Here is a 17,706-nt window from a genome sequence, read left to right as displayed (position 1 = left end):
GAGGAGCTGCTGCAGCTCCGCCGCCAGCAGCGAGCGCCCCGCCAGCGCGTCCGCAAGCCATGACGCACCTTGCTCCAATGCCTCTGCGCTCGGCATCCACATTTTCGGCCTTCCCGAATCCACCACTTCCGCAGCCTGCATTTCTGCATCTCGCATTTCCACATCTTGCATTCTTGCGTCCGTCAATTGCCTATCAAACATCTGCATCTGCATATCCCGTGCCTGTTGCCCGACAGCACCCATGTCCAATCTCGCAATCAGCTCAACTTCCGCCTCGCCAGCTTGAACCTGTTTTGCTCTCAGCTCCTTTTCGAAACATCGCCCCTCCGGTGTCATCCCACTTAACCTTGTCCACAGGAGCTGCACAGGATTGAGCTCCCGGAGAAGAATTTGATCATCAGTTCCCCCCTTCTCAAGCTGCGCTCCCCATTCTGCTTGCATATACTCTCTCCACTCCCTTGGACCCCAATCGTCCATGGCATCATTATGCACAAGTCCATCACGCAGACTCATAGCTAGACCAAGTGACAGCTGATCAGCTAATAACAGAAGAATATCTGCCCTTCCTGTATCCCTTTCATGCTCAGCCGAGACTATGCCCCATTCATATGCCCCAGCCGCCTTCATGCCTTGACTATCTAGCCCCCTCCCGCCTGCGCCACCCCAACCAGCAGCCCTCTGGTTCTCCTGCGTCCACCATTCAAGATCAATAGCAAAGTCAAGGCTCACTCTTGCCTCCCATCCTTCTTTACGCCTAACTGCATACAAACAAATTTTCAACCTTCTCCCCCTCCCATATAAAGAAGCAATAAGCGATAAGCGATTTACGATACTTTAAGGATCTATCATTCCCACCCTGCTTACTTTTTCAACGGCCATGATTAGGTGTAGATGGATTTCTTGCCATTATTTTTGCCCTTTTTGCCGACCATGATAAATTAGCTGTATTCCATGTATCTAATGCCTAGTTATTGGACTTACGTTCCTTGTGAACACATTCTAAATACGAGAAATCCAGCTAATTACACACACAATCCCAGAGAGAAGCTTTTAAATACGACAAATCCAGTTATTTCAAACTCCAGTCACTTTCAAGCTACCGCCCCCTTCCTACCTAACTGCGCCCAGCTCTCAGTGTTCGGTGTTCGGTGTGTGGTGTGTGGTGTGCGGTGGTGTGCGGTGGTGTGCAGCAGCGTGCAGTGAGCAGCAGTCTGCAGCAGCGTGAGCGTACACGCAGAGCGCGCAATCCGCGACAGCGTGCAGCGCAGCTTCCAGCGCACTGCCTCGCTGCATGACGGCGGCTGGTCAACCCCATGCGTCTCATCCTTGCACATCTGTGTGCATTTATGGGCGTACATACGCACTCTGCCCCAGTTACAGCCTCATCGGCGCTAATCCAGTCTCATCGTGCTAATCCAGCCTCACCGGCTCTAAATAAATGCAAAAAGCACACCCCTCGGCCCTGACCCAAGAGTGTGCTTCACATCTTACGATTCACCTGCATATTCAATTGATTCGAGCTATACCTGAACATATGGTATTTTTGCCGCTTCTTGCGGTATGCGGAGATCAATGAACTTTGATTGCTCTCCATCCTCAGGGTTACTGTATTGGATGCTCTCATATTGTTCCTGATTCTCAGCTGTGCCAATCACGGTCAGATTCATGCCATTGGCATACTTCATCCGTTCAATGATAGCCAGCGTGTCATCCTGCGATCCCTCATCCAGTACAGTTACCCTTAGCGATTGTGCTCTTAAACAGCTGTACCACAGCAGCGCCCGCAAATACCACTCCATCTGACTCTCATGGTTATGGGCCACCAGAATATAGTGAACCCGCTTGCGGGAATTCGGCTTATACTTTAAATGCCTGCTGTGGAAAAGATGTACGATTAATCCGGCAACGCCATAACTTAACAGGATCCAAGCCATGTAAGGAACCATGCGACTCAACCTCCTTATGCGACAATATATGCCGCCGTAAGAAGGTCGGTTACTGGGCTTTCATCTGAACCCCGGTGGTTTTGTAAGACGGGACTTAAATTTCAATCTGTCGTATAAGAATCATGCTGCCTAGCTGTATGTACAGGCCAAACTGTTATCAACTACTAAGCGCAAAGCGACCTCACATTTCAATAAAAAGAAAATATTGGAAGTGAAAAGCGCTAGCTCTCCCTGCTGGCGGCTGTATCGGCTATAGCAAAATTCCTCATTCTATAAAGTTACCCAACCGAACTTGATCGCGTTGATTACCGCTTGTGTTCGATCATCCACATCCATTTTCTGCAAAATACTACTGACATGGTTCTTGACCGTCTTCTCACTAATAAACAAGTGTTCGCCAATCATCTTATTGCTGCGTCCTTCCGCCATAAGACGAAGTACCTCTGCCTCGCGTCTTGTCAGTGGATTGTCATCTCCGGCTACGAATTTAACTCCAGCCTCACGAATTGCGCTATCTTCAGCAATAGCACCAGTCTCGCTTAAATATTCCATCCGGCGCAGCTGCTGAATCAATTTGCCCGTTACCTTCGGATGAATAAAAGCGTTCCCCTCAGCTACTGTGCGAATCGCATTTACGAGCGACTCTGCCTCCATATCTTTGAGCAAATAGCCTGTTGCCCCTTTACGAAGCGTCTCAAACACATAACTCTCATCATCATGTATAGATAGAATAATGACCTTTATCTCTGGGAGAGCATCGCGAAGCTCGGCTGTTGCATCCACCCCATTCAACTGGGGCATGTTAATGTCCATCAAGACGATTTCAGGAAAAAATTGCTGACAGCACTCCAAGACCTGGGATCCGTCGCCGCATTCGCCAACGACCTCAATATCTTCCTCCATGTTTAAGATCCGTTTAAGGCCTTCACGAAAAAGTTGATGATCATCAGCCAAGAGAACTTTGATTGTCTGTTTAGTGTTAGAATTTAGATTATCCATCCTGTAACTCCTTCCTCTTCTCTGCGTTTGTCGGGATATGGATGACGATTTTGGTACCCAAATTCGCCGTTGATTCTATTTCCATTCTTCCTTCCAGCAATTCTACTCTTTCCCGCATGCCAATTAATCCAAAATGGGTATGCTCTTTGTTCTTTTGCTCCAGTTGATCCACCTTGAATCCCAGTCCGTTATCCTGCACCATAATTTTAACCATCTGGGCCTGATACGTAATTTCTACGACGACATACGTTGGAAAGGCGTGTTTTGCCGCATTAGTGAGCGCTTCCTGGACCAATCTGAACACCGCCGCCTCCATGGCAGAGGTCAAACGGAATTCCTTGCCTCTTGTCTCAAAGGTCGTCCGAATTTTGGTCTTTTCTTCATAGTCATGCACATATTTGCGCAAGGTCGGAATGAGCCCCAGATCATCCAGAGCCATCGGCCTAAGATTGAAGATGACTTTTCGCATTTCTTCCAAACTGGAGCGCACTTGTCCCTTCAAATCTATTATTTCGTCCTGAACCATCTTAAATTCCTGCCTAGCTAGCATTCTTTCTACAATTTCCGTCCTAAGTACTAGATTTGCAAGTAACTGGGCGGGTCCATCATGAATTTCCCGGGAGATTCTTTTCCGCTCTTCTTCCTGTGCGAGAATGATTTTCAAGCCGATGATTTGGCGGTTTTTGGCGGACTCTAGTATGCGTGTAACTTGTCCGAGCTCCCCTGACAAGTATTCTAACACAACTCCCATTTGCGTGCCGATTGTCTCCGCCCGTTCAACGGATTTATCCACATTGCGAGCCCTCTTCTGCAATTCATCACGTCTGGCCTTCAGATACATTTCCTTTTCACGGTAAATAAGCAGGTCGAGCTGCAGCTGTGTTGCTCTCTCGTAGGCCTGCTTGATGTCCTCTTCTTTATAGCGCACGAAATCCCGGCTGACTTCTGTCAGCCGGACGCGGGAACGTCTGTAATTCACTTCAAGCTGGTCGACCTTCTCCACAGTCTCTGCGGTTTCCTTCATGACCTGCTGAAGCTCATTATTCAGCGTCTTCAGCTCATTTCGTGCCGAATCCAATATTTCCAGCATTTGCAGTTTGCTGTTTTCCATAACGCCTATGGCGTTCTTAATTACGCGATCTATAGCATCGGCTTGAAAATCCAATTACACCTTCTCCATTTCCTTGTATCCATATATGCCATATTTAATCATATCATGATTCAAGGGTGATGGATTTGGTTTTCTTTTCCCATTTTACATCGATACCAAGTGCTTCCGACACCAATCTTAATGGGACTAAAGTCCTTCCATCGACGATAATTGGCGAAACCGCTGATTGTTTTCGTGCTCCGTTCAGCGTAAATTCTTTTTTGCCAACCGTTAATTCCAGTAACGTACTGCCGGACATCACGGTGATTTTCTTCGCCGTACTATTCCACTCCGACTGTCCACCGAAAGAATCAAGCACGTATTTAATCGGTACATAGGTTGTGTCATCCTTTAGTAGCGGAGCTACATCGATGGATTGCTTCGTGCCATTGACGGTCAATGATTTCTGACCTACCGTCATGACTACTTTCGCGCTTTGCACACCTGTGTCTCCATCCATAACAGGAGATGTGAATCTAATATTGTCAAAAGATACGCTTCCCGTTAGCGCCCGCTCATCCTGTCCTTCTTCCAAATTAACGAGATACAGGCGTTTCAGCTTCGCGGAAGGCTCCAGGCCTGCCGAGGTCAGATCGACAGTCAACGTCTTCCAGCCCGAGAAGTTAAGCGGCTTGGCCAGATCCACATACACCGCCCTGCCATCTGGATTGGCAAATTCGGCTCTCAGCCAGTTCAAGCTGGAATCCCCCAGCACATCTACCGACATCGCTGTGGAACCGTCTGGAATGCTCTTGCCTGCTGTTCCGTTGAATTCTGCATAAGCAAATTTATTGCCCACGCCGTTTGTCAGATCATAATCCAGCTTAAGCACTTTGGAGTTTTGACGATCCTCCATTCCCTGAACGATGGAGGCCGATCCTGTCGCTTCCGCAGGCAATCCCTTGAAAGAAACCGGATACGTTATGCTCTCGAAGTTCTCCCATATTTGCTCGGCCGAAGTCGACAGAACGATTGGAGTTGAACTGAATCCGTCATATTTTGCCGTAGCATAGGCTACCTTCGCCCCCGTGTTAACGGATTGCACGGTTAAAACGCCGCCGGATACCGAAGCCTTCATTCCTTTAAACTCCCAAGTCAGTGATTCTGCCGGCACCTCTACTGTACGTCCATTCTTTAACTTGGCCGTCATAGGTACGGATACACTCGTGCCCGCTTCAAGCGGAGCATAGGTCGTCGTTGAAGACAGGCTGTCCAGATCCTTGCCGCCCAGAACATTGACCGCCATGCTTGCTTTTGTATCCCCGCTGACCGCTGTAATTTGGGATGTGCCCGCCTTCACGCCCTTGAAGCTCTCCCCTGTCCAGTTCACATTGCCATTATCCGCCTTCCAGGCAACTTGAATGCCTGAAGTGTCTACCGGGTTATAGTAGTTGTCATACCCTTTAAGTGAATAAGTAGCCGTCTGTCCAATTAGAATGGACGATGCGCCGCTAACCTTAAGTCCCTTGAGGGTGCCTTGAGGGGCGGTCGTATATACGCCCAGCCCGTTGGCCACCGCACGCTGCGAGCCGTCTCCGTTCGACGTTGTAAAAGTCAGGGTAGCCTCATTCTCTGCCAGCGGGCGATCAACCATCGTCGTGGAGCCGCCGCCGTCCAGATTCAGTCCTTTCCACACGCCGATCGCTGTCATGAACTTCTGCAGTTCAGCCAGGGTCATACCGGAGCTGCTGCCGTTCTTCTCGGCGGCGATCAGGTAGGCGTACTTCCCATCCTTGGAATAGCCCACCGCTGTACGGGCCACCGCACTGCTGCCGCTAATGCTGGTAATAGAGCGGGTAAAGGAAGAGGGCTTTCCCTGATCCACAAGCAGCGTATGTCCGCCGATCATCATTTTTAAATCAGCAGGATTCAGCTCCTGGCCGCTAGCAACAGAACGCAGCCGATAGCTTGTATCCAGACGCTGCCCAACGTACATATTAGCCGCAATAAAGTCGGCCGCCGCACCATGCGCTCGCAATATGTACCCATCCGAAGGGACTTGGCCCGGGAGCGCCGCTTTGATCGATATTTGCTGAATTACATCACCTTGGACGAGCACCTCTGTAGGCGTTGTTGAGCTGTCCTTAGGCCGATCCTCGGACTTCCAAGCACTTGTATATATATACATCTTATTAGCATGGCTGTAGGACTTATCAGGTTCCGTTATATACGCTTCCTGATTTATGCCGGACAGCGGAAAGGCCAAACCATTATCCGTCAATACGCTGCCCTGGAACTCAAATCGATCGATGAACGGCGTTCCGTCATTGCGTACGGCAAAAGCGTACATCCCCGTTAGCTGCGACGGGCTCGTCACGAGTGTTCCCTGTGTTACCGCACCGCCTAGTGCAACGCCTTGCCCCGTTGTCGAGAAGAAATCACCGTTGATGCCGGCAACCGCCCCTGTCTCTCTAGCCATCCCCTGAACGGATTGACGCGTAGTCACTTGCCCTTCTTTCCCGGTCATGACATCTAGATGGACATAGGGGTTCGTTAGATCTACTTGAATGACATCGGCGAGCACCTTCACCGACTTGCCGGATCTAGTTGTCGTATATTGATATTTTAATAGCTTGGCGCCAGACGTAATATATTCTTCACTCAACTTGACTGCCTGCTCCGAAGCCGCATGAGCCGATGAAACAGGCCCAAACCATTCTGTCCCCACATTCCACACTGGCTGAATCCATATCAAACCGGCCAGCGTAACAAGAGCGAGCTTCTTTCCGCTTCGTGCCGCGACCCGTGCCAATTTTGCGTCTTTGCGAACTACCATTTATTTCATTACTCTCCCATCTGTATGCTTTATGCAGAAATTAGATCCCTATTCTTCCATTCCAAGAATCTAGTACATAAATAATAGACTACTTTTAGACGGAAAAGTTACGCAAAATCACAAGATTGATGCAACTAACCGAAATTTTGGACAATTTGGAGGGGCAGTGTCTCGTGATGGATGATGGAGGAATTGAGGGTGTGAACTGATGTTGCGAATCAAGGTTGTTGATTTGGGGATGAAGTGAAGATCAATGATTAACTCAACTTTCGCAGCTTGAAATCTGCAAGTAAGCCTTAATGTAACTGGGCCGGGTTGGGATCTGTTGAGGGAATTGACAATGTAAACATGTAGAAGGCTTAATACCTAACTATTGTGATAATTTCGTTCATCCAATCGGGTAATTGCTGCTAATCAGCCACCCAGTCCGGTATAGGGGATCTGAAAAGTGAAAATTCATACAAAAGCACTCGTGCGGTGGCCTGATCCAAGCGGAAAAGAACTTAATCCATCGGTCTAGTTCGCTCGCATTAACGAGTACGGCCTCATTGCCCAACAAAATTTCGTCTATATATAGCCGTTTGGTGGAATTGATGTTGGCTGATGGTGAATTATGGATGGAGGATTGATGAGTTTCGTATTATCATGACAAATCTGTGATGCGATCCATACCATTCCATTCGCCGTCTAATCCTCATTAACTCCTTAATAGAAGTAACTCTACATCTATCGCTTCCAATTTACCATGACGATATCGCCTGTTTCGATATTCAGGAAGGACTCCATTCCTTCTATGTATATATCATAGGTAGCCACCATTCCCTGAAACTGCTACTTGGTCATTTTCAATTGTTTCAAGCGATCACCTTCGCCTTCTTTCATTTTTTCCAACTCACCGCGTCGTTCCGCTTCATATTCCTCCCACGTGATTCCGTAGGGGACGCCGCCATCTGTATACCCGACGATAAAGTAGAAGTTCTCATCCTGTTCAATTAGCCCATTACTATCCATTTTCTGGTCAACCTGCTTCCTTTTCTTCTTGCCACGCATTAAGTCCCCCCCCTAAATCCATCGTATTTGAGCGTGAATTTCTGCCAAATTATCATGAAAACCCCAGCCTATTCCTTCTGTTTTGAACACAACGGCTTCGAGACGCTCCTCATACTCGTCGAATAATTCGGCCGTTTCATCTTCATTCACTTGATCAATGATGTCGGCATACATGGAGGCCATGCTATAGTAGAAGCGTTCATCGATATCCCCGTAGCTTAGGGTGAAGTCTACACCATTTTCAACGTATATTAGCCTCAGTTCCAAGGCATACCTGGCATTTCCGGTCAATCTCTCGAATTCCAAGATCGCATTTTTCGCTTCCTGAAGTCTCAGCTTTCCAAACCCCCGCTCGGGGAAAAATTCCTTCTCAATTTTCTTGCGAGACTCTCGAAAGAGAGACTCTACCGCTTCATCGCCGAGTATTCTTATGGCAAGAAACTTCTCCATGTCTTTACTAGCACCATAACAAGCCTTCACCAAATCGATGAGTTGATCGTTGCTTAGCTGCTTCAGATGCTTATTCAGAACGGACTTCGTCAGCTTCACGGGCTTTTTGCCTTCCGGCCGATTAATAAGTGACTTGGGGATAAGCTTGTCCTTCTGCCGTTGAAGCTCCTGATTCACTTCTTTGCAGGAGAAATGCTCGGGATCATAGCCCTCTTTAACCCAGTCAAAAAAATGTTCTCGCTCTGGATGATTAGGAGTAAGCAGTACTTCCTTCATATGTTCGTGCCCCCAGACGCCTCCCACATCTTCCTGAGGACAGTTGCGCGCTCCATCCAAACATATTGGGGCTGGATCAGATGTCGATGAGTCGATTTTGATCAACGTAACCGTGTGCTGCCAATCGTCGCCAAAATCATAGACATACGTAAAAACGGTATGTTCCTTCTGAACATGCTTCTTAACGACCTCTCTCCGTGCATTCAGAACCTCTCGATCCTCCAGATCTGCGAATGTTGGATCAGGCAGCCCGATAACTTGTCCATTGACATGATATTCGTATAAATGGTAATTCTCCCATCCCATGACCGATTGGATGATTTTGTGAAGCTGATGAAATGTCACGTCCGGGTGAAATTGAAACTCCCGCCAAATTTTCGGGCCAATCCCATTTAGTTCGATTCTGCATACATAAGCCATGATCCTCTATTCTCCTTTGCTGTATTTCGTAAAGCAGGAACAAGCCCACTGTATACTCAATGAGATTGCAATGAGTAGACTAATTAGATTTTCCCCACTCTTCTTGCGGAGATAAAACCCCAGTCGATTCAATGATATCATCAATGGTGTAATCGTCCTTATACGTTTGTCGGTTTGCTTATTTGGCAGGGGCATAGCCAAGTGTCCTCTTCCCAATAGAGCAACCCGTTTTCATTTCTCACTAGGAAACAAAACAGCAATAATCCGAACCTCACTCTCCTGCTCTTCAAAGTAAATCCTAAACCTCTTCACAACGATACGCGACACTCCTGCATAAGTGCCGCCTTGCTCCGTATAAGCTTTGCTTAAGATCGGATTGGAAAGTATGGCTTCGGTTTCAAGAATGAATTGAGAAATGAAATCAAACGTTTCCTCGGGGGAATATCGCTCGTTGCGAAACTGGGAGAGTTTGTTTCTTACTGCCGGAGACCATAGAACTATACGGTTCACTATCGAAAGTCCTTGGGAGATAAGGATTTTAGTAACTCTGATGTGCTCATGGCTTTGCCATGCTTGAATTCCTTCCTGCTTTGTTCAATTATGACCTTCAGTTCCAGATTCGCCTCCACATCAGCTTGAATGGATTGCTGCTCTTCCTCTTGCAAGACGAGAGCGAACCTCCCTTTTCCAGGAACATGAAATTGATACACAGAGTTGTCGCGGCTCATATTTGCAATGCTCTCCATTAACTCTTCCGGTGAATTAACCTTTTCCATTCGATGTCACCCCTGTCATAAAGTACTTCCGCTCTTTAATCAACAGTATAACATACACCCCCCCGAGCCAGAAGAAAAAGAAAGCCTGTCTTTCCAGCCAATTTTATCTCCCATATAGCTCGCCCTCCCCCCTCCTAACAAACGTCCATTGCACATAAATCGACCGTTTCCTAACCTTAGTTCATGTTTACATCCCTTTTCCAAATTAACAACTGCCACTCACATTACATGACTTTCTCCCCTCCTACCTAAACCTCCCTCTCCCACAAAAAGAAAGTCTAATACTGTTACTGCTAGCTAAATGTAATACATACTCGTATAATGGGGCTATACATGACGAAGAACGTCCTGTCCATCTTTAATGGGTAGGACGTTTTTGTGTTTTAGTATACATGTTAATATCCATCATAATCTATCGGGAGGCAGGTAAACATGGCATTCGAAAAAGCTCATAGGCAGTTTATTGACAATCATATTCTGCGTCGTAAGGGAGTACGTAGGGCACGTCTTGAGAAAGGTCACGGACACGGAGAGACACTCTTCCTGAAAAATGTCTGGTGGCCTCTCTACAGAAATCTCGATCATCTTCATCCCGAATACGAAGTCCCTGACTGGCGCGGGCGTTCTTATTTCGGTGACTTTGCCTTCTTACCAGGCCATCTAAGATTCATCCTTGAAATTAAGGGTTATGGCCCACATGTCACTGAGATGGATCGGACAAAATATAGCAATGAATTGAATCGCGAGCTTTTCCTGCAAACACTTGGCTACCGGGTAATATCCCTAGCATACGATGACGTTGCCCATAGACCCGAAATATGCCGCAATTTGCTGACGCTGCTTTTCAACCGTCACCTGACACAACAGCAGCCCCTTGAGCCAGGCGCTCTGAAAGAAGCAGCGGTTATTCGTCTATGCCTAAGTTCCATGCAGCCCATCCGCCCCAAACAAGTAGCAGCCCATCTTTGTATTGATCATCGCACCGCCATTCGAATTTTACATTCACTTACTCAAAAAGGTTGGCTTCGACCCATTTACTCCGGCGCAGGATTGCGCGTGCATCAGTATGAACTCATTAGAAACGCTTGGGACTTAATAAACTGACACATATGACTCATTGACCCTATGTCTTACTGGCTCTTATGACTTACCGATCCTTAGGACTTACTGATCTTATGACTTACTGATCTTATGACTTACTGATCCTTATGAAAAACGTCGATTACATCCAGCTTGGCTTACTTCCGCATCGAAAGGTTAGGCTTTAAATGGATTTCTAGTCTCTATTTATGCTTTATTGCACGATGAGATAAAAATAGCTGGATTTCGTGTATCTATCGCATTGTTTATTGACTTACTTCCCTTTCCACCCCATATTAGCTACATGAAATCCAGCTAATCGTTCACTCAGCAACAAAATGCAAATTTTACATACAGTGAATCCAGTTATTTCGCAAACATCCTCTTACACTCGCTGGCATACAGTAAATCCAGTTATTACGCGAATCTTCCTCTTACACCCGCCGGCCACAGTAGTTTACATTCGACAGCGCTCAATCGGACGGCGCACACGGCGCACTAGTCATATCCCCTGCTTGCGCAAACTTATTGATGGTGGATCAAGCAATGATCTGATCAGATAGTAAATACACGTAAAAACGTCCCGCCATCTTTTAAATGGAAGGACGTTTTATATGCCCGACTAATTCACATCGTCATCAAAATGGAAGTAGGTTTATATATATACTCATAAGCTACTAAACTCACATAATGAAGCCTTCTTCAAGCGCATCTACGGAACGCTCCACCACGAAGAGTTGAATTCGAGCCAGCTCTTCCGCCATCTCCTGCTGCGTCAAAATGAATGCGGACTTGTCATAATCATGGCGAGATACTAATCCGTTATCGTATCGCTTCATCATGTGTATGCTATCTTGCTTAGCGTTATTATAATCGTTCACTGCATTTACGTAAGCCTTATAAGCCAGCTCCGCATTACTGTACAGTTCATCGATTTTTCGGTTGAGCTCAATTCGCGCCTTCTCAGCCTGCTGCTCTGCAATACGCACATTCAACTCTAGCAAATCTTTCTGATCATCATTCGAGGCGTTGGTGTAATGCACTTGCTGCTGCGCCAAAATAATTGAATTCCACTGTCGTTTCATTTCAAATGATTTTTCCAATACACGCTCCCGCTTCATATAGGTGATTGGCTGCGGGGTAAAGTCCGGGATGTCTGCCAGTACGATATCCGGGTCATAAGCGATGCCTAGGTCAAAACAAAACTGAACTAATGCCAACTCGTACTTACTTTGTAACCCGTCCATCTGCTGCTCCTGCTTCTGTACTTCCCTTTGCGCCTCGGTAACCTTGGCCGCTGAAGTCATGCCCATTTCCTGCAGCAGCTCAGCTCTCTTCAAGTCGGCCTTCAGGATCGCCAAGTACTTCTCCGCCACAGTCCGTTGTTTATTTAACGCAAGCAGTTCCGCATACTGTGAAGTCACTTGCAATTTAATTCCTATGCGAGCCTCCTCCAGATCAAGAACCGTGTTGGCCTGTTCCATCTCAACCTGCCTTAAAGCAACTATCAACTGGTCACGTTGTCCCTGCAATTGCTTATTCATGGCATCGGCGATATTTCCAACACCATTCAGCAACTGATTAACAACCATATTAGTTTCTAACGTCGGATACAAGGATGGCAGCATTTCTTCCGGAATCTCGCCATATTTCTCCTGTATCTCCTCAATGGATTCCGGTAATGTATATGAACTGCCCGCTCCTCCGCCGACATCAAGCTCTTTTTTCTGCTCTTTCAGACTTCCTTCATTTAATTTTACAGCCGTCAGCTTAAAAGTTAACAGTTTATAATTCAGTGAATGATCCAACGATAACTTCAACACCGTGTCAAGGTCTAACCGCTTTATAGGTGCCAGGGTGCCCGAATCGATAAAGGAATCCTTTAACACCTCTTTAACTGTCGCTTCCTTCCCGGTACGAATCGTGTTGTCTTCGTCCGCCTTTGCGGCATGGACTGCTACCGGCCCTGCTGATAAAAGACTCCAACATAGCAGTGACGATATCATTGCCGATAGACATCTCTTCATAGAATTTTAACCTCTCTCTCCCAATTCAAACTAGTCATACCGCTCCCATAATATCATCATAAAATTTAGAAATCAACTTTTTAGACTTCGCTTGACAAGCGCGTCACGACTGGGTTACTTTAAGGTTAAAAATTTTACTTTATAATAAAAATCAAGAGGAGAGAAACGGAATGAAAGGACGATGGTCGGCTCTATTCTTAGCCTTTTCAATGATTATAATAACAGCAGCATGCAGCTCTGCAGATAACCAAACTGCTTCGAAAGAAGAAGCTACCACTGTACAGGTAATCACCATTAAAAAAGAACCTTTAAATGCGGAATACAATTTCTCTGGAACCCTGAAACCGGAACTGGAAGCGAGCATTTCCTTTCAAGTATCGGGAGAGATTAAACAAACGCTGGCAGAGGTCGGGGATCGCATCAAATCGGGGGACGTATTGACCATCGTTGATGATGAGAATGCGCAATTGCAACTGAGGCAAGCGCAGAACGGTGTAGCCCAAGCTGCTGGTCAGCTCAGCGCCGCTAAAGCGGGGGTAGAAGCAGCACAGGCACAGGCCAAGGCAGCAAAGGCACAACTGGACACGGCCGAGGCAAGCTTTACTGCCTTGGAGAAAGGAGCATCCGCCCAAAAACTTGCTCAGACACAGAATGCAGTCGCTATGGCGCAGAGTGCCTATGATAAATTCCTGGCGGATGAGGAGCGTTATTCGAATCTTTATTCTGCCGGTTTAATATCACTGGATGATTACGAAAAGTTTCAATTGCAATTTAAAGATGCCGAAACTTCATTGGAAAACGCCAAGCAATCGCTATCCGAGTTGACCGAAGGTGCTACCGCAGAGCAGCGAAAATCGGCACAAGCTGGGGTTGAACAGGCCAAAGCCGGCCAAAGCGCGGCCGAGGCAGCCGTGTCCCAGGCCAAAGGTGCGCAAATCCAAGCGCAAGCAGCATACGATCAGGCAACGGTTCAGCTGGAGCAAGTCCAATTGTCATTAAGCAAAACAAAACTGACCGCGCCGCTAGATGGCGTTGTTTTGAGTAAAAGGGCTGTCGTCGGCCAAATGGCACCTGCTGGAGCAGAAGCCTATGTCATCGGCAAGCTCGACACACTGATGGTTCCGATCGCCGTTCCGAGCGAGCAAGCAGCTGATTGGAAACCAGGACAAGTGGTTGCATTGGAACAGAACGGCACCAAACGACAAGGGACTGTCGTCCGTGTCTCCCCGGCAACCAATCAAGGCACGGGAACATTAACCGTGGAAGTGAGCGTTCCCAATGCTGAACAGGATTGGATTCCAGGCCAAGTCGTTCGCGTCGGCCTATCCTCCATTGGGCAGGAAGGAATCTTTGTTCCCGCCGGAGCGGTGGTTAGTAATGGACAGGAACCCTACGTCTTCAGGCTTGCCAACGGCAAAGCCGTCAAAACAGTGGTTGAACTAGGGGCTCGTATGAGTGAGGATAATCGCTTGAGCATCGCTTCTGGACTTCATGAAGGGGACGTCGTTGTCAGCGTCGGGGCAGATAGTTTGTTTGACGGAGACACGATCACGATCGTGGAGGATAATGCAGAATGATCGAATATTTCGTAAAAAAAAGAAAAATCACCATATTATTGTTTGTAATCTTTATTGTATTCGGCATCTTTAGTGCGACTACTCTCCCCCGTCAGGATATGCCTGACGTCGTATTGAAGCAAGCCGCAGTCATCACTGTTTTCCCGGGAGCTACGCCAGAGCGGGTAGAGCAATCGGTCACTAAGATTCTGGAACAGAGCATCAAGCAGGTCGAAACCATTGAAACGATTGAATCGACCAGCTCAAGTGGCGTTTCCTCCATCATGGTATATGCATATCCGGAAGCAGATGCGGCTGTAACATGGGATCAATTGCGAAAAAAGGTGGAGGATGCCACTGCCGATTTGCCGAGTGGCGCTCTGAAGCCTATTGTTAACGACGACCTATTCTCCTCCTTTATAGGCTCATATGTCATCCATGCCGATCACCCAGATACATTGCATGCACTCAGCGACCTCATGATCGAATGGCGGGATAAGATACGCCAGGTAAGCGGTGTTGCGGATGTAAAGATCGATGGTATTCCTGACAAAGAAGTGAGCATCAAGATTGACCTGCAAAAATTGGAGCAGTATGGAATCGTTTGGGAACAGGTAGTGCAGGCCGTAACTAATATGAATAACCGTACACCGCTTGGCTCGATGGATTATGATTCTCGCACCTATGAATTAGTCGTCCCCGAAATTGAAAAGGTCGAAGAGCTGAATGAGATACTCATTAGCAGAACCCAGAGCGGATCGCCGGTGTACCTAAAGGATGTCGGCCAGGTTCAGTTGGCAGATAAGAAGCCAACCTATCTCGCTTATTACAACGGAAAGCCGGCCATTTCAATCAATGTGTCCGCACAGACCGGCTCGGACGTTCCGAGGATGGATAAACTGATCTCTGACAAGCTAGATGAGCTCAAGGGAAGCTTGCCCAGCGGCGCACATTTTGCTCCTGCCTTCGGTCAGAAGGAAGTCGTCAGCAAAATGTTCAGCGAGCTGCTTCAGGAGATGCTGGTCGCCATCGCTGCCGTAATTTTGGTCTGCACATTAGGGCTTAATCTTATGACCTCGTTGGTCGTGGCGGCGGCCATACCGATTTCTATTGCCATGGGTATGATCGTAATGCCCTTCACGGGAATTACCATCAATGAAATTTCTATTGTAGCTTTGATTATTGTGCTAGGGATTCTGGTCGACGATGCCGTTGTGGTCAACGATAACATCGAACGAAGACTGAGCGTGCTGGGAGAAAGCCCTGAAGTCGCCTCTATCAAGGGGGCAAAGGAAGTAGCCATATCGATCCTAACCGCTACCCTGTCGACCATTTTTGCCTTTGCGCCATTGCTATTTTTAACGGGAGATATCGGTTCCTTTATTAAGCCGCTTCCCATTGTTATTTCCTGCTCCATGCTTGCTTCTATGATTATGTCGTTAACCATCGTACCGATCTTCCGTCAGTGGCATGAGAAACGGCGAAGACAAAAGGCTGCAGCCAAGAGCAGTTCAGTGGATGAAGAAGTCAACGATGATCTGAATGTGCCTTCTTCCGTGGAGCCAAAGCCTGCCGGCCTGCTCGGAAAACAAATCCAGACGATAACCCAGTGGTACTCCGGTACTCTGATCCCAAAGGTGCTAAAAAAGCCTAAATTGTATGCAAGCATAGGCCTCCTAATCGGAACTGCCTCCTTCAGTTTAGCTTTAATTACTCCGATTGATTTGTTCCCAGAGTCTGAGGATCCTTATGTTAGCATCAATGTAGAAATGCCTGTCGGCACCTCCTTCCAGGAGACTCATCGCATGGTTAATCAGATTACCAAGTGGGTAGAAAAACAGCCGGAAACCGAGTTTGTAAGCGTAGGGGTTGGCGGCAAGGCACCCCAAATATATTCCGACATTACAAATGCTCTGGCCCCTTCAGCCTCTGTCGGACAGGTTACTGTTATTGGCAAGCCGGGTTTATTTAAATTAAATACAACGGTCTCCGCTTGGGAATCAGAGCTGAAGCGGCAATTCCCAGGCGCAACAATATCGACCCATGTCCCTCGACTCGGAATTCCCGTGGGTTCTGCGGTATCCGTCCGGATTGCCGGTGAAGATCTGGGTACACTGCAAAATTTGTCACAGCAGTTAAAAGAGAGAATTTCCAAGTTGGAGGGCGCAACGGGAATCAAAGACAATTTCGGCAACCAGAGCTATACACTAGAGTTTGAAGTGAACAACCAGGCCATGGACGAATACATGATTGATTACAGTACACTGACCCAAACACTGCGGCTTATGGGTGATGGGCTCGACATCGGCGACTTTGATACGGGCAAGCAAATCGTCGATATTAATTTTCAGGCTTCGGATCGGGGAGCAAGTCCTAATGAATTGTTCCAACAAATTTTTATTACCAACAAACAAGGAATTCAAGTTCCTTTAGCACAGCTGGCTGAGATGAAGGCGTCATTTACAACGCAAAAAATTCAGCATTATAACCTTGAACGTATGATCACAGTGGAAGCTAATGCGGTCGGAAAGACAGCATCGGAGCTTAACGCCGAGGTGCGCGCTATTCTGAATGACATGATGATTCCAGAAGGATATTCGATTGAGTTTGGCGGTGAAACTTCAGACCAGGCGGATATATTCGGGGATTTGGCCATGCTGTTCGTAGTTGTTATTTTCTTAATATTCATTATGATTACGATCCAGTTCTATTCCCTATCGGCACCGATTATTATAATGACTACAGTATATCTGGCTGCAGCTGGCGGGATCATTGGGATCTTTGTCTCTGGATCTTCCATCGGTTTCATGAGTATAATGGGTATTATCTCATTAGCGGGTATTGTCGTACGCAACGGGATTGTCTTCCTTGAATTTATCGAGGATGCACGGCGGGAAGGCATCGGCTTGTACGAAGCGGTCATTTCAGCAGCAAGTGCTCGTTTCCGTCCGATTGTCCTCACTTCATTTACAGCAATGATCGGAATGCTGCCATTGGCTGTTGCAGGTAGCATACTGTTCAGGCCTATGGCTTACACGATTATTTTTGGATTAATGTTCTCAACAGTTCTGACGCTGGTCGTAGTGCCTTCCATATACATGGTCGTTGCGAATTGGAAAGAAAATCGGCATAAACGCAAACGTACTCCGAAACAGCCAGATCAATCTATCTCTACAGCTACGGACACTGTCTCTATGTAA

General features: G+C 47.2%; 12 protein-coding genes and 1 pseudogene. 3 read left to right on the top strand and 10 right to left on the bottom strand.

Annotation, left to right across the window (positions count from 1 at the left end; all coding sequences use genetic code 11):
* The 9 genes and pseudogenes from CZ379_RS07220 to CZ379_RS07180 form a co-directional block, all read right to left on the bottom strand.
* Positions 1 to 780, bottom strand: a pseudogene (locus CZ379_RS07220) (hypothetical protein); the annotation flags it as partial.
* Positions 781 to 1,520: 740 nt separating this feature from the next.
* Positions 1,521 to 1,946 carry a glycosyltransferase family 2 protein gene (locus tag CZ379_RS07215; protein ID WP_110931041.1) on the bottom strand — a complete coding sequence of 142 codons (426 nt, stop codon included), beginning with the start codon at positions 1,944 to 1,946 and terminating at the stop codon, positions 1,521 to 1,523.
* 270 nt (positions 1,947 to 2,216) lie between these two features.
* Positions 2,217 to 2,945, bottom strand: a complete 729-nt coding sequence (locus CZ379_RS07210) for a response regulator (RefSeq protein WP_110931040.1) — start codon at positions 2,943 to 2,945, stop codon at positions 2,217 to 2,219.
* Positions 2,938 to 4,110, bottom strand: a complete 1,173-nt coding sequence (locus tag CZ379_RS07205; protein ID WP_110931039.1) for a sensor histidine kinase — start codon at positions 4,108 to 4,110, stop codon at positions 2,938 to 2,940. The genes CZ379_RS07210 and CZ379_RS07205 overlap by 8 nt, the downstream gene beginning before the upstream one ends.
* A gap of 49 nt (positions 4,111 to 4,159) precedes the next feature.
* Entirely contained in the window at positions 4,160 to 6,871 is a 2,712-nt protein-coding gene (locus tag CZ379_RS07200) for a stalk domain-containing protein (protein WP_110931038.1), read from the bottom strand.
* An 831-nt stretch (positions 6,872 to 7,702) separates the two neighbouring features.
* Entirely contained in the window at positions 7,703 to 7,921 is a 219-nt protein-coding gene (locus tag CZ379_RS07195; RefSeq protein ID WP_110931037.1) for a hypothetical protein, read from the bottom strand.
* A 12-nt stretch (positions 7,922 to 7,933) separates the two neighbouring features.
* The gene (locus CZ379_RS07190; protein ID WP_110931036.1) at positions 7,934 to 9,067 is read right to left on the bottom strand and encodes a DUF6155 family protein; all 1,134 of its coding nucleotides are present in this window, start codon (positions 9,065 to 9,067) and stop codon (positions 7,934 to 7,936) included.
* 231 nt (positions 9,068 to 9,298) lie between these two features.
* Positions 9,299 to 9,577 (bottom strand): hypothetical protein, encoded by a 279-nt coding sequence (locus CZ379_RS07185; RefSeq protein ID WP_110931035.1) that lies wholly within the window; start codon positions 9,575 to 9,577, stop codon positions 9,299 to 9,301.
* Complete coding sequence (locus CZ379_RS07180; protein WP_110931034.1) at positions 9,577 to 9,843, bottom strand: hypothetical protein; 267 nt, start codon at positions 9,841 to 9,843, stop codon at positions 9,577 to 9,579. The genes CZ379_RS07185 and CZ379_RS07180 overlap by 1 nt, the downstream gene beginning before the upstream one ends.
* Before the next feature lie 432 nt (positions 9,844 to 10,275).
* On the opposite strand from CZ379_RS07180, the gene CZ379_RS07175 reads away from it, so the two are divergent.
* On the top strand, positions 10,276 to 10,947 hold the full coding sequence (locus CZ379_RS07175) for a hypothetical protein (RefSeq protein ID WP_110931033.1): 672 nt from the start codon (positions 10,276 to 10,278) through the stop codon (positions 10,945 to 10,947).
* Positions 10,948 to 11,606: 659 nt separating this feature from the next.
* On the opposite strand, the gene CZ379_RS07170 is transcribed toward CZ379_RS07175, so the two are convergent.
* Positions 11,607 to 12,950, bottom strand: a complete 1,344-nt coding sequence (locus CZ379_RS07170; protein WP_110931032.1) for a TolC family protein — start codon at positions 12,948 to 12,950, stop codon at positions 11,607 to 11,609.
* 170 nt (positions 12,951 to 13,120) lie between these two features.
* On the opposite strand from CZ379_RS07170, the gene CZ379_RS07165 reads away from it, so the two are divergent.
* A complete protein-coding gene (locus CZ379_RS07165; RefSeq protein WP_110931031.1) occupies positions 13,121 to 14,527 on the top strand; it encodes an efflux RND transporter periplasmic adaptor subunit in 1,407 nt (468 codons plus the stop codon).
* Complete coding sequence (locus CZ379_RS07160) at positions 14,524 to 17,706, top strand: efflux RND transporter permease subunit (RefSeq protein ID WP_110931030.1); 3,183 nt, start codon at positions 14,524 to 14,526, stop codon at positions 17,704 to 17,706. The genes CZ379_RS07165 and CZ379_RS07160 overlap by 4 nt, the downstream gene beginning before the upstream one ends.

The organism is Paenibacillus bouchesdurhonensis, assembly GCF_900155685.1.
Lineage (GTDB): Bacteria > Bacillota > Bacilli > Paenibacillales > Paenibacillaceae > Fontibacillus > Fontibacillus bouchesdurhonensis.
This window is presented reverse-complemented; position numbering and strand designations above follow the sequence as displayed.